Origin of the sequence: Kitasatospora sp. NPDC059088, from assembly GCF_042738155.1 — a bacterium.
Lineage (GTDB): Bacteria > Actinomycetota > Actinomycetes > Streptomycetales > Streptomycetaceae > Kitasatospora.
Window position 1 is genome coordinate 60387 of sequence record NZ_JBHYGR010000014.1, and the last position, 12296, is coordinate 72682.

The 12296-nt window shown below is 75.3% G+C and carries 12 protein-coding genes; 5 read left to right on the plus strand and 7 right to left on the minus strand.

Features of this window, described 5'->3' with window-relative positions; translation table 11 throughout:
* Window positions 1-121 precede the first annotated feature (121 nt).
* Window positions 122-580: a MarR family winged helix-turn-helix transcriptional regulator gene (locus ACFWXO_RS09260; protein ID WP_380522969.1), complete on the minus strand. Its 459-nt coding sequence runs from the start codon at window positions 578-580 to the stop codon at window positions 122-124.
* Window positions 581-750: 170 nt separating this feature from the next.
* Between ACFWXO_RS09260 and ACFWXO_RS09265 the strand changes: the two genes are divergently transcribed.
* From ACFWXO_RS09265 to ACFWXO_RS09275, 3 genes are all read left to right on the plus strand, one after another.
* The gene (locus ACFWXO_RS09265; RefSeq protein WP_380522970.1) at window positions 751-1989 is read left to right on the plus strand and encodes an MFS transporter; all 1239 of its coding nucleotides are present in this window, start codon (window positions 751-753) and stop codon (window positions 1987-1989) included.
* A gap of 188 nt (window positions 1990-2177) precedes the next feature.
* The gene (locus ACFWXO_RS09270; protein ID WP_380522971.1) at window positions 2178-3380 is read left to right on the plus strand and encodes a transposase; all 1203 of its coding nucleotides are present in this window, start codon (window positions 2178-2180) and stop codon (window positions 3378-3380) included.
* Window positions 3381-3537: 157 nt separating this feature from the next.
* The gene (locus ACFWXO_RS09275; protein WP_380522972.1) at window positions 3538-4593 is read left to right on the plus strand and encodes an FAD-dependent monooxygenase; all 1056 of its coding nucleotides are present in this window, start codon (window positions 3538-3540) and stop codon (window positions 4591-4593) included.
* Window positions 4594-4669: 76 nt separating this feature from the next.
* On the opposite strand, the gene ACFWXO_RS09280 is transcribed toward ACFWXO_RS09275, so the two are convergent.
* From ACFWXO_RS09280 to ACFWXO_RS09295, 4 genes are all read right to left on the minus strand, one after another.
* Window positions 4670-5917, minus strand: a complete 1248-nt coding sequence (locus ACFWXO_RS09280) for a hypothetical protein (RefSeq protein ID WP_380522973.1) — start codon at window positions 5915-5917, stop codon at window positions 4670-4672.
* Window positions 5907-6536 carry a SigE family RNA polymerase sigma factor gene (locus ACFWXO_RS09285; protein WP_380522974.1) on the minus strand — a complete coding sequence of 210 codons (630 nt, stop codon included), beginning with the start codon at window positions 6534-6536 and terminating at the stop codon, window positions 5907-5909. The genes ACFWXO_RS09280 and ACFWXO_RS09285 overlap by 11 nt, the downstream gene beginning before the upstream one ends.
* Window positions 6537-6636: 100 nt before the next feature.
* Window positions 6637-7317 (minus strand): phosphatase PAP2 family protein, encoded by a 681-nt coding sequence (locus ACFWXO_RS09290; protein WP_380522975.1) that lies wholly within the window; start codon window positions 7315-7317, stop codon window positions 6637-6639.
* Between the two features lie 61 nt (window positions 7318-7378).
* Window positions 7379-7810 carry a GNAT family N-acetyltransferase gene (locus ACFWXO_RS09295; protein WP_380400336.1) on the minus strand — a complete coding sequence of 144 codons (432 nt, stop codon included), beginning with the start codon at window positions 7808-7810 and terminating at the stop codon, window positions 7379-7381.
* 260 nt (window positions 7811-8070) lie between these two features.
* Between ACFWXO_RS09295 and ACFWXO_RS09300 the strand changes: the two genes are divergently transcribed.
* Together ACFWXO_RS09300 and ACFWXO_RS09305 are read left to right on the plus strand one after the other, a co-directional pair.
* Entirely contained in the window at window positions 8071-8988 is a 918-nt protein-coding gene (locus ACFWXO_RS09300) for a hypothetical protein (RefSeq protein WP_380522976.1), read from the plus strand.
* Between the two features lie 8 nt (window positions 8989-8996).
* Window positions 8997-10070, plus strand: coding sequence for a helix-turn-helix domain-containing protein (locus ACFWXO_RS09305; RefSeq protein ID WP_380522977.1), 1074 nt, complete (start codon window positions 8997-8999; stop codon window positions 10068-10070).
* 86 nt (window positions 10071-10156) lie between these two features.
* On the opposite strand, the gene ACFWXO_RS09310 is transcribed toward ACFWXO_RS09305, so the two are convergent.
* Window positions 10157-11719, minus strand: coding sequence for a DEAD/DEAH box helicase (locus ACFWXO_RS09310; RefSeq protein WP_380522978.1), 1563 nt, complete (start codon window positions 11717-11719; stop codon window positions 10157-10159).
* Between the two features lie 274 nt (window positions 11720-11993).
* A complete protein-coding gene (locus ACFWXO_RS09315; RefSeq protein ID WP_045694210.1) occupies window positions 11994-12197 on the minus strand; it encodes a cold-shock protein in 204 nt (67 codons plus the stop codon).
* Window positions 12198-12296: the final 99 nt, after the last annotated feature.

Below are 12296 nucleotides of genomic sequence, written 5' to 3' on the forward strand. Positions count from 1 at the left end.
TCTCTCTTGATGACATTATCTCAGCCCCCCCCCCGGCGGGGGCGGCGCCCCCCCCCCGCCCCCCCCCCCCCCGGCCGGCCGCCCCCCCCCCCCCCGGGGCCCCGGTGCGGGGAGGGGGTGCTCAGTCGATCGGCACCGCGGGCGCGTACCGCAGCCGGGCGACGAGCGAGGCGGTGGAGTCGCTCAGGGCGGCCGAGTCGAGCGCCTCGGCGAGGGCCTTGCGCAGGGTCTGCTCGGCCTCCCCGGCCAGCCGCCGGCCGGCCTCGGTGATCCGCACGTCCACCCCGCGCTTGTCGTCCAGGGCGCTGCGCCGCACCACCCACTCGGCGTCCTCCAGGCGGGCGGTCATCCGGCTGACCGAGGGCTGGTTGGCGCCGAGGGTCTTCACCAGGTCCGACATCCGCAGGGTGCCGTCGCGCTGCTCGGCGAGCGAGAGCAGGAGCAGCAACTCGTTCATGGAGACCCCGTGGCTGCGGGTCAGCCGCCTGCCCGCGGTCGCGTTGACCTGCTCCATCAGGCGGGTGAGCTGTCGCCAGATGGCGATCTCGTCCCGCCCGCTCCCCGGTCCCCATGTCTCCATCGACGCGGCCCCTCACTGAGTCCTTCGGAACGTTCTGCTTGTCCGTCCGCCACTGTTTTCCAGCGTAACTCTTTGCGGCAGTTGACCACCCAGGCACGTTCGTCCATTATCTATATGCAATCGCATACATCATCCTTGAACCTGGCTCCCTACGAAAGGCTTGGGTCGCCATGCCACTGCCCCTCCTGGCCCTGATGCTCGGAGTGTTCTGCGTCGGCACCGCCGAGGTCGTCATCGCGGGGATCCTGCCCGAGATGTCCGCCGATCTGGACGTGACCATCCCGACCGCCGGCCTGCTGGTCACCGGTTACGCGCTGGGGGTGACGATCGGGGGGCCGATCATCACCCTGCTGACCACCAAGTGGTCCCGCAAGGGGCTGCTGCTCACCCTGATGGGCGTCTTCATCGTCGGCAACGTCATCGCCGTGCTCGCCCCCAACTACCCCACGCTGATGGGCGCGCGCATCTTCACCTCGCTCAGCCACGGCACCTTCGCCGCCGTCGCCTGGCACGTCGCCGCCCTGATGTCCCCGCCGGACAAGCAGGCCACCGCGATGGCCAAGATCGCGCTCGGCTTCAACTTCGCCAACGTGCTCGGCTCCCCGATCGGCACCTTCATCGGACAGCACTTCGGCTGGCGGGCCACCTTCGGCTACGTCACCGGCTTCGCCGTGCTGTGCCTGCTGCTGATCGTCAGGTTCGTGCCCGGCGCGCTGTCCACCGAGGGCGAGGGGGGCGCGGAGGGGAGCCTGTCGCTGCGCGAACAGATGAAGGTGTTCCGCAAGGGGAGCCTGCAACTGTCCATGCTGATCACCGTGTTGGCCCAGGGAGCGGTCTTCACCACCTCCACCTACCTGGCCCCGCTGCTGCGCGACATCGGCCACTTCGCGCCCGCCATGGTCGGCATCCTGCTGATCGTCTTCGGCATCGGCTCCGTCCTCGGCAACATCCTGGGCGGCAGGGCCGCCGACGCCAACGTGATGCGCGGCGTGCTGCGCGCCCAGAGCGCCCTGCTGGTCGCCCTGCTGCTGTTCTGGCTCGCCGCGCCCCACCAGGTCCCGGCCGCGATCGCGCTGTTCCTGTTCGGCGCCGCGGGCTTCTCCATCATCCCGGCGCTCCAGGCGCGGATCCTCGCGGTGGCCGCCGCCGCGCCCGCCCTCGCCCTCTCGGCCAACGTCTCCGCGTTCAACCTGGGCAACGGGCTCGGCGCCTGGCTCGGCGGCGCGACCATCGACCTCGGCTACGACGCCCGGGCCGTCACCCTCACCGCCGCCCTCGCCACGGCGGTCGCCCTGACCCTCTCGGTGCTGATGTGGGCCCGCGGCCGCCGCGAGGCGCCGGAGCCCGCCGCCGCCGCGCCCGCCGCCCGCGCGGACGGCGTGGACGCCGAACTGGCTCGGAAGGCCTGACCCCCGGAGCCCGGACTCCCCGCCGCGGCGCGCCCCCCCGCGCCCGTGGGGGTGTCGCGTGTCGCGTATGTGTTCGCGCCCCCCCCCCCCCCGGCCCGCCGGCCCCGCCCCCCCCGCCCCCCCCCGGGGGGGGCGCCGCGGCGGCGGTTTTCGGTCACCCCGGGCGAAGGGGAAATAGGCTTGCCGCCATGACCGTTCGCGCTGGTGTGGACACGATCTTCACTCGACCCGCGGAGCCCGACACCCGGCGCCGGACCGCCCGCCGTACGCAGTCCGATCGCACCCTGTCCGATCGTGCCCCGTCCGGTCGCACCCCGTCCGCCCGCCCGCCGGGCACCACGGACCCCGGACCGACGGCCGGCGGCGTCCTGGACGAGCTGTCCGAGGTGCTCTTCGCCCCGCTGCCGCGCAGCGACCAGCGCGCCAAGGGCGCCCTCTACCTGCGCGGGCTGATCGCGGCGGAGGGCCGCAAGTCGATCCGGAACATCGCCGCCCAGGTCGGCGGCCCCGAACTCGCCCAGAGCCTGCACCACTTCATCGCCGCGTCGACCTGGGACTGGGAGCCGGTCAGCAGGGCGCTGCAGCGCCACGCCGACAACGAACTGCGCTTCACCGCCTGGGTGGTGCAGGCGCTGCCGGTCCCCCGGAAGGGCCGGCAGGCGATCGGCATGTGGGGCGTGGCCAGCGACGTCACGGTGCCGGTCAGGTGGCACCTGGTGCCGTTCGGCCAGGCGGCGGCCGGGTGCGTCGCGGCGGCCGCCCGGGTGTGCGACCCGAGCACGATCGGGCCCCGCCCGGTCGTCCTGGACCTCCCGGGGGCCGAGCTGGGGCCGGTCTTCGACCGCTACGCGCGGGCGGGCGCGCCGCTGCTGTCCGCCGTCCCCGCCACCCTGCCGGTGCTGGACCAGGGGGCGGGCCGCGGTGCGGGCCGGGGCGGCCGCTCGCTGCCCGCCGCCCGGGTGCTGCAACTGCACCGGATGCTCCGCCGGCCGGTGGAGTGGACGGACCCGGCGACGGGCGCCGTGCGCCGGAGCCTGGTCGGCGGCGTGCCGGTGGAGTGGGCCGGGCTGCCGCTGCTGCTGCTGGGGCAGTGGGACGCCGGGCAGGAGCAGCCGGTCGGCTGCTGGCTGACGAACCTGACGGCGACGCCGCTCGGGGTGCTGCTGCGGCTGGCGAAGCTCCCGCAGCGGGTCGAGCAGGACTTCGCCGGTTCCGCCTCGCACGTCGGGGCCCTGGACGACTACGAGGGGCGCGGCGCCGACGGCTGGCACCGCCACATGACCCTGGCGGCCGCCGCGCACGTGGCCCAGGTGGTGGCCGCGGCGCGGGCCCGGGTCCGTCCGTGGACCCACTGCATGGTGTCGATGGAGCGGATGGGCCGCTCGTTCTGAGCGTACGGAGCGGGAGCCACGGCGCACCGACCACGCAAATCGGACATCGCTCGTTTCAAACCTCGGAGTTCGTCCTGTGTCACCTCGGCGGGAGGTTCTGACACAGGCAACGTGACCGCATCGCCCGGTCCGTCCCCCCGGAGCCATCATCGGAAGCATGCGAATTCTGGTTGCCGGCGGTGGTGTCAGCGGTCTGGCCACGGCGGTTGCGCTGGGGGCGCGCGGCCATCACGTCCTCGTCCTGGAGCAGCGGCCGGTGCTCACCGGGGACGGGGCGGGCGTCCGGCTGGCGCCGCCCGCGTTCCGGCTGCTGGACCGGCTCGGCGTCGGCGACGCCGTCCGCGAACGGTCCCTGGTGATCGACGAGTTCCGGGTGATGGACGGCGCGACCGGGGAGCCGGTGAGCGCGATCGCCCTGCCCGCCCGGCACGGCGACGGCCGCCCGACGCACGCGACGGCCCACCGGCTGGACGTCTACGAGCCGCTGCTGGAGGCCTGCTGGGAGCTGGAGTCCGTCCAACTGCTCGCGGACAGCCGGGTGGTCGGCTACACCGAGCACGGCGAGTCGGTGGTCGCGACGCTCGCCGACGGACGCAGCGTCACCGGCGACGCCCTGATCCTCTCCGGCACGGCCCGCTCGGTCGTCCGCCGGGACCCTCGGTGGGCCGACCGCACCCCGCGGTCGCGGCTCGCGGTCTACCACACCGTCCTGCCGATGGAACTGGTCGCGGGCCGCTGGCAGGACGGCGCCGCCACCAGCTGGGTCGGCGCGCAGTGGCAGGTGGCGCACTTCCCGCTGCCCGACTCCCGTTACCTCAGCCTCTCCGCGACCCGCCACCGGTACGGCGGAGCCGACCTGGACGGCACCCGGGTCGACCTGGAGCAGGTGCTCGCGGCCTTCCCGGAGATCGGCTACGCCGCCCGCAACGTGCTGACCATGGGCCGGGACTGGCGCGCCTGGACCGTCCCCGACCGGGCCGCCGGGGCGGGCCGGGTCCGCGGCCGGGTCGCCCTGGTGGGCGAGCGCGCCGGAGCGTCCGGCCCGCTGGAGGACCCGGGCGGCCTGCGGCACGCGCTGGAGGACGCCGTCGACCTGGGCACGGGCTGGGACGCCTCGGCGGGCGACGCGCTCCGCTGGCTCGCCGACTTCGACTCCCGCCGCACCGCACCGGCCCCGGAGGTCCCGACCGGCTGCGGCGGCGGGCTGCGCTGACCGTGCCGCCACCGGAACGGCGCCCCGGCCCCGGGTGAGCGTCAACTCACCGTGCCGGAGCGCCGGTTCCCCCCGCTCAGCGGTGCCAGGCCGGGTCGGTCACGATCGCCTTCAACCGGTCGGTGTCGAGCGCCGGATCGCCCGGGCGGTAGGTGTAGGAGTTCTCGCCGTTGCCCTCCGAGATCTGCACCCGGCTGCCGTCCGGGTAGTGCACGGCGGCCAGCCAGTGCAGCACCGGGTCGGTCGCGGTCTTCCCGTTGCCGAAGCGGTTGGTGACGACGACCGCCCCGTCCGGCCGCTTCTCCCGCACCTCCAGCGGGGTCGGCAGGTCGCCGCCCATTCCGGCGAACTCGTCGCGGCCGCGCTGGGACGGCGGGTCCGCGTTGACCACCAGTCGGCTGGTGCGGCCCTCGAAGGTGAGGATGAGCGCGCCGTGCTCCGGGTCCTGGCTCTGCACCTCGGCCCCGGCGGGCAGCAGCGGGACGAGCTTCGCGAGCAGGCCCGGGCCGGCGGGAGTGGTGGCGGTCGGTGCGGGCGTCAGGCCGGCGGCGGGCCCCGGGGTGCCGTCGGCCGGGCGGAGGGTGGCGAAGATCCGGTCCCAGGCCGGGGAGGTCACCAGGGCCGTCAGCTGGGCGGCGTCGAGCGGCGGGTTCGGCCGGTTCGCCGTGGCGGGCTGCCCGTTGTACTCGGTGAACTCGATCCGCCGGCCGTCCGGGGCCGCCCAGGTGACCCGCCATTCCCGGCCGTTCTCGGGGTGCAGGCTGCGCAGCTTGTCGATCACCAGGACCGAGCCGTCCGGCCGGACCGTCCGGTCGCAGGAGTCCTGCGGCATGTCGGTCGGGTCCATGCAGACCGCGCTCACCTCGGGCTTGAAGTCCGTCCGTTGGGCGCTGAACATGAGGATGCTCGCTCCCGCGCCGTCGTCGAACAGCAGGGTGGTGCCGGTCCGGTGCGGGTCGGCGATCCCGCGCGAGCGGTCGGTGAGGCCCGTCACCGTGCCCTTCGGCAGCAGCTCGGTGTACAGCGCGTTCAGCTCCTGGTCGGACAGCGTCGGCAGGGCGGGGCCCGGCGGGCCGACCGGGCCGACCGGGCCGGAGGTGCCGCCGCGGACGGCCGCGAAGCCGCCGGCCCCGGCCAGCACCAGCACCGCGAGGCCGCTCGCGAGGACGGCCCGGCGGTTGCGCCGCCGTCGGCGGCCGCGCTGCTCGGCCTGCGCGGCCAGGGCGTGGTGCACCGGCTCGGGGGCCAGCTCGGCGGCGCCGCGCAGGGCGCGGGCGAAGCCGTCGGTCAACGCGTCCGCGAATGCGTCGTCGTCACTGGGCATGGCGCAGCACCGCCTTCCGGGAGGGGCCGTCGGGGCCGGTCTTCGTGCGGGATCCGTCCGTCGCCGTCCTGCTTCCTGTCGCCGTCGATCCGCTCAGGACGGCGTCGAGGTCCTCGCCCAGCACGGCGCGCAGCCGCGCGAGGGCCCGCCGGGAGCGGGTGCGGACGGCGGCACTGCTCAGCCGCAGCACGGCGGCGGTCACCTCGACGCTGCGGTCCTCCCAGAAGCGCAGCACCAGCACCGCGCGGTCCGGGGCGGGGAGTTCGGCGAGGGCGCGCAGCAGGGTCAGCCGCAGCGCCGGGTCCGGGTCGTCGACGCCGACCTCGGGGAACTCGTCGGTGACGCGCTCGGAGGCGCTGCGCTTGCGCCGGTAGGAGAGGAAGGTGTTGACCAGGACGGTCTGGGCGTAGCCGCTGGGGTTGTCCAGCCGGGATATCCGCCGCCACTTGACGTAGATCCGGCCGAGGGCCTCCTGCACCAGGTCCTCGGCGAGGTGGGCGTCACCGCCGGTGAGCAGGAAGGCGGTGCGCAGCAGGTGCCGGGCGCGGGCGGCGACGAAGTCCGGGAACTCCGGCCAGGGTGGTTCGGGCGACGCTGCCGCACGCGATTCTTGATCCATACCTTGGTAACGCGGTGGGCCCGGCATCGTGTGACAGTCCGTTCGCCGGGGGTTCGTCAGGCCTTCGTCGGAGCGCCGTCGGAGCGCCGGCCGGGCGCCGTCAGGGCGCCGGGCTCGGCTGCCGGGCCCGGCGGGAGCCTACCCGGGGCAGGGCGGCGGTGCCGAGGGCGAGCCAGCCGGCGGCGAGCAGCCAGCCGCCGAGGACGTCCAGGGGCCAGTGCACGCCGAGGTAGATCCGGCTGAGGCCGACGGCCGCCGCGAACAGCAGGGCGCCCGCGACGGCGGCCCTGGTGGCGGCCGGGTGGGCGCGGGTCACGGCGAGGGCGAGCAGGCCGGCGCAGAGCGCGGAGGTGAAGGAGTGGCCGGACGGGAAGGAGGAGCCGGACGCGGCGGTGGCCCAGTCGGCGTGCGGTGGGCGGGGGCGGGCGCAGGCCGCCATGAGGCCGTAGCGCAGCAGTTGGCCGGCGAGCAGCCAGAGCAGCGGGGCGAGCAGCAGCAGGACGGCCCGGCGGGTGGGGCGCGGGGCGGGCAGGGCCCGGACGGTGACGGCGCCGGCGGCCAGGGCGAGCAGGTAGGGCACCGCGCCGGTGCCGAGCGAGGTGACCGCCGCGGCGGCCGTCCGGGCGGCGGACGGCCGGTGGGCGGTGCTCCAGTCGGCGGCGTCCCGCTCGAAGCCGTACGGTGCCCAGCCGTGCTCGGCCAGCAGGGCCGCCAACAACAGCAGCGCGGCCGCGGCCGCGGCCGCCCACCGGCGGGGCCGGGCGGTCGGCGGGTGGTCCATCGTGGCGGGCGCCCTTCCTCGGGAGACGGGGGTGCGGGCTCGCGCCCCGCGGCCGGGGCGGTCAGCCCGCCGCCATCGGACGGTACATGCCGATCGAGTCGTGGGTCGCGGTGTCCTTGAAGCCGAACCGCTCGTAGAGGAGGCGTGCGGGCCCGTCCGCGATCAGCGAGACGTAGGCGGTGGCTGGTGCCCGGCGGTCCAGTTCCTCGGTGAGGGCGGCCATGATGCGCTTGCCGAGGCCGCGGCCCTGGTGGGCCGGGTGGACGCAGATGTCGACGATCTGGAACGCGGTGCCGCCGTCGCCGATGATCCGGCCCATGCCGATCGGCTCGCCCTCGTGGTGCAGGACCACGCCGTACCAGGTGTTGGGCAGGCCGATCGCGACGTCCTCGGGGGCCCGGTCGGAGAGGCCCGCGTCGGTGCGCAGGCGGCGGAAGACCTCGACGGTGGGGACACCCGGGCGCAGCTCGTAAGGGTCATTCGTGCTTGTCATGCATTACATCGTACAGGTCGGGTGCGACGGGTCCCCCTCCCGGCGCGCGTGCCCGAACCCTCCGGTCCGCCGCTGCCCGTCCGCACGGCGATCATCCTTGACGGAGCGTCGGCGGGTGGCGGAAAGCCCGGATCCGGCACCTCGGGGAGCCGGATCCGGGCCCCGGAGACCCCGGGGGGGAGGTGCCCGGAGGTGGTCGGAGGGCTCGCCGTACCATGTCCGACCTGTGGGTTTCGTCAGGGCGTGGAGGGGACGGGCGGGTGGCCAGGGTCGAGTGGGCCGGTGGGCTGGGACGGCTGGTGGGCGCGGCGGCCGAGCTGGGGGAGGCGGGCCGGCAGGCGGTGCTGCGCGGCGGGCGGTCCGCGGCGGGCGGGCGCTGGGCGCTGGCGGCTCTGGGCTCGGTGGCCCCGCCTCCGGTGCCGGCCACCGAGCCGTGGAAGCTCGCGCTGGGCACGCTGATCGGCCGTCACCCCCGGACGCCGGCCGTGGCGCACAAGCTGCTCGGGCTGCTCGACGGCTACGGCGCGGTGCACCTGGGGCCGGTGCGGGTCGGTTTCGACGGTGAGGAGGTCGAGTGGGACAAGGTCGTCGAGATCCGTACCCGCAACGCCTTCGAGGTGCTGACCACCAGTGCCCTGGAGCAGGACGTGGACCGGATCCGCGAGTTCCTCCCGCCGGTGCCCGGCCGCAAGTGGGCGGTCACCAAGGCGGGTGAGGCGCTGGCCACGGTCGTCCTCGCGGCGCTCGAACGCGGCTCGGTCGACCAGCGGCTGGACGAACTGACCGTTCCGGCCCAGATCGTCCACCGCGGCCTGCTCGGCCGGCCGCGCACCCTGGACGCGGGCTGCTTCGCCGCCGCCGCGCTGGTGATCGTCGGTCAGGCCGGGGAGAGCCTGATCGCGACCGCCCGGCAGCGGGGCATCCCGGTCCGGCCCGCCGAGCCCGTGACCGAGGCGGACCGGGCGGAGCACGTCGCGGTGCTGCGCGAGCGCACCGACGCCGTCGCCCGGCTGCTGGGCCGGATCGAGCAGGGCGATCCGGAGCAGTCGGGGCGGCCGGAGCAGTTCGAGCGCCCCGAGCGGCCGGGGGAGCTGCCCGCGGTCTCCCTGGACAAGGCTCCCCCGGCTGCGGCTGCGGCCCGGGGCCTGTCCGATCCACAGCCCCGCCCGGCGGGATGATCCGACTCTTGGACGGTGTTGCGGCGACGGTGGGGGAGGAGCCCGAGGCGGCGGAAGCGACGGCGGTGACCGGGACGGTGTTCCGTGGCGAGGAGCTGCCCGCGAGCGAACGCTTCGACTGCTGGCGGGAGTTGCTGGAACGGACCCGGGCCTGCGAGGCGACCAGCGCCCACGCCGGCGACTTCCGGGCGGAGCTGCGGCGGGCCGAGCTGGGCGAGGTGGTCCTGCTCGGGACGTCGTTCCCGTCGGTGCGCTTCCGGCGGACGGAGCGCATGGTGCGCCGGGCCGACACGGGCGTCTACCACCTGTCGTTCCTCCAGCAGGGCACCATGGCGCTGACCCGCGGGGCCGGCCGGACGGAGACCCTCGGGCCGGGCTCCCTGCACCTGGTGGACAGCTCGCACCCGTACGACCTGCGGACCTTCGGCGGCCCGACCGACGGGGGCACCGTCCCCCGGCTCTCCGGGGTCGGCGTCGACTTCCCGGCCGAACTGCTGCCGCTGCCGCCGCACCGGCTGCGCGACCTGCTCGGCCGCGCCTTCTCCGCCCGGGAGGGCTCGCCGGCGCTGCTGTCGCAGTTCCTGGTCGGGCTGGACCGGCAGGCGACGGCGCTGCGGCCGGCCGAGGCGGCCCGGCTGGGGACGATCGTGGTCGACCTGGTCGCCGCCTGGGTCGCCGGGGAGCTGGAGGCCGAGGCCGCCGTCCCGGAGGAGACCCGGCACCGGGCTCTCGCCGAGGCGGTGCGCGCCTTCGTCCGGCGCAACCTCCAGGACCCCGACCTCACCCCCGCGACGATCGCCGCCGCCCACCACGTCTCCGTCAGCCACCTGCACCGGGTCTTCACCCGGGAGGCGCCGGACGGCGAGACCCTCGCCGCCTGGATCCGCGGCCAACGCCTGGACCGCGCCCGCCGCGACCTCGCCGACCCCGCCCAGCGCACCACCGCCGTCCAGGCCGTCGCGGCCCGCTGGGGCTTTCCCCGCGCGGACGATTTCAGCCGGGCCTTCCGGGCCGCGTACGGGCTCCCGCCCCGTGAGCACCGCTCCCGGGCGCTGGCCGAACGGGCGGCCGAGGGCGGGTGAGCCCGGCTGGGCCGGGTGCGGCCGCGCGCGGTGGGGTGCCGCCGGGTGGGCCGGGTGCGGTCGGCCGGTCGGCGGGCCCGGTGGTGCTACTCGGAGCGAGCGGGCCGTCGGGGTGCCCGATGGTGGTGGCCGGAGGAACCCTGGCCGTCATGGTCGGTGGCCGTCCGGCCGCCGCCACCGGTGCTCCGACCGCCGCCGCCGGTGCCGCGGGCGCTGCCGGAACCGGAGGAAGGACGGCCGCGTCGGCCGTGACCCGCCGACGGGCCGCGGCGCGACCGCTCGACCACGGGGTCGGGCACGGTGACGGGCACGCCGCTGGGCACCCGGGCCCCGGTGATCCGGGCCAGGTCCTCGTCACCGGCGGTGACCCTGGTGGTGACGGGCGTGATCCCTGCGGTGCTCATCATCCGGACCGTCCCGCGGCGCTGCTTGGGCAGCACCAGCGTGACGACGGTGCCGGACTCCCCGGCCCGGGCCGTGCGCCCGCCCCGGTGCAGGTAGTCCTTGTGGTCGGTCGGCGGCTCCAGGTTGACGACGAGGTCGAGGCCGTCGATGTGGATGCCCCGGGCGGCGACGTTGGTCGCGATCAGCGCGGTCACCTGGCCGGTGCGGAACTGCTCCAGGGTGCGGGTGCGCTGCGCCTGGAGCTTGCCGCCGTGCAGGGCGGCGGCCCGCACCCCGGTCGCCAGCAGCTCCTCCACCAGCCGGTCCGCGCCGTGCTTGGTCTCGGTGAACATGATCACCCGGCCGTCGCGGGAGGCGATGTGGGCGATCGTGGCGCCCTTGTCGTAGTTCTGCACGTGCAGCACGTGGTGCTCCATCGTGCCGACCGCCCCCGCGGCCGGGTCGACCGAGTGGGTGACCGGGTCCGTCAGGAAGCGTCGCACCAGGCCGTCGACCCCGCGGTCCAGGGTCGCGGAGAACAGCATCGTCTGGCCGCCCCGGTCGATCTGGTCGAGGATCTCGGTGACCTGCGGCAGGAAGCCCATGTCGGCCATCTGGTCGGCCTCGTCGAGCACCGTGATGCCGACCTGGTCCAGTCGGCACTCGCCGCGCAGGACGAGGTCCTTGAGCCGGCCGGGGGTGGCCACCACGATCTCCGCCCCGCGGTTCAGCATCCAGGCCTGGCGGCTGAGCGAGGTCCCGCCGACCACGGTCGCCGTCCGCAGCCGCAGGGCGCGGGCGTACGGGGTGAGGGCCTCGGTGACCTGCTGGGCGAGCTCGCGGGTGGGGACCAGCACCAGGACCAGCGGACAGCCCGGCTCGGCCCGGCGCCCGGCGGTGCGGGCGAGCGCGGCGAGGCCGTACGCGAGGGTCTTGCCGGAGCCGGTACGGCCCCGGCCGAGGACGTCGCGGCCGGCCAGCGAGTTGGGCAGCGTCGCGCCCTGGATCGGGAACGGCGTGGTGACGCCCTGGCGGGTCAGCGTCGACAGCAGCGGCTGCGGCAGGTCCAGCTCGGTGAAGGACTCGACCGCCGGCAGCGCCGGGGTGGAGCTCTCCGGAAGTGCGAACTCGCCCTGTCCGGCGGGGCTTTGGGGGGTGTTCCGGCCGACGGGGCGGCGGCCCCGGAAGGGCCGGCCGGCGGAGCGGGAAGCGGTGGTGGGGCGGACGTCTGCGTCTCGGTAGGAGGAGCGACCGGAGCGGGTCATGCGGGAACCTTCCTCAGGGCGGCACGTCACGAGGAAGGCTCCGGTGGCGCGGGGCGCAGGGGAGACCGCAGGGAACGGGCCGGAAGTGTGACGGGCGGAGCGTGGACGGTCGGACCGTGCGGGGTACGTCACCGCAGTCGGCCCGCACCGCGGAGGGGCGGGCGCGCAGAACCTCGAACCGTGGGCGTTCGCGGCGGGGAACGCCGAGGGGCCCGCCCCGGGCATGTGCGCGGTGCGGGCCCCTCACCACCAGGCGAGTGCCGTGGCGGGTGAACTACAGCGGGCGAATGTTCTCGGCCTGCGGGCCCTTCTGGCCCTGCGTCACGTCGAACTCGACCTTCTGGCCCTCAAGCAGCTCACGGAAGCCATTGGCGTTGATGTTCGAGTAGTGGGCGAAGACGTCCGGGCCGCCACCCTCCTGCTCGATGAAGCCGAAGCCCTTCTCCGAGTTGAACCACTTCACAGTGCCATTAGCCATTAAAAGTCTCCTTCAAGGGACTGTCCGAGAGCACGCACGGTGCGTGCTTCGAGTCACCGCATGAAGTGCCCACCGGGGAAGAGCCGGGGAACGAAAAAT

Excerpts from the sequence above, each read along its gene's own strand:
- ACFWXO_RS09260 (WP_380522969.1), bottom strand. The coding sequence starts at position 580 with ATGGAGACATGGGGACCGGGGAGCGGGCGGGACGAGATCGCCATCTGG.
- ACFWXO_RS09265 (WP_380522970.1), top strand. The coding sequence starts at position 751 with ATGCCACTGCCCCTCCTGGCCCTGATGCTCGGAGTGTTCTGCGTCGGC.
- ACFWXO_RS09270 (WP_380522971.1), top strand. The coding sequence starts at position 2,178 with ATGACCGTTCGCGCTGGTGTGGACACGATCTTCACTCGACCCGCGGAG.
- ACFWXO_RS09275 (WP_380522972.1), top strand. The coding sequence starts at position 3,538 with ATGCGAATTCTGGTTGCCGGCGGTGGTGTCAGCGGTCTGGCCACGGCG.
- ACFWXO_RS09280 (WP_380522973.1), bottom strand. The coding sequence starts at position 5,917 with ATGCCCAGTGACGACGACGCATTCGCGGACGCGTTGACCGACGGCTTC.
- ACFWXO_RS09285 (WP_380522974.1), bottom strand. The coding sequence starts at position 6,536 with ATGGATCAAGAATCGCGTGCGGCAGCGTCGCCCGAACCACCCTGGCCG.
- ACFWXO_RS09290 (WP_380522975.1), bottom strand. The coding sequence starts at position 7,317 with ATGGACCACCCGCCGACCGCCCGGCCCCGCCGGTGGGCGGCCGCGGCC.
- ACFWXO_RS09295 (WP_380400336.1), bottom strand. The coding sequence starts at position 7,810 with ATGACAAGCACGAATGACCCTTACGAGCTGCGCCCGGGTGTCCCCACC.
- ACFWXO_RS09310 (WP_380522978.1), bottom strand. The coding sequence starts at position 11,719 with ATGACCCGCTCCGGTCGCTCCTCCTACCGAGACGCAGACGTCCGCCCC.
- ACFWXO_RS09315 (WP_045694210.1), bottom strand. The coding sequence starts at position 12,197 with ATGGCTAATGGCACTGTGAAGTGGTTCAACTCGGAGAAGGGCTTCGGC.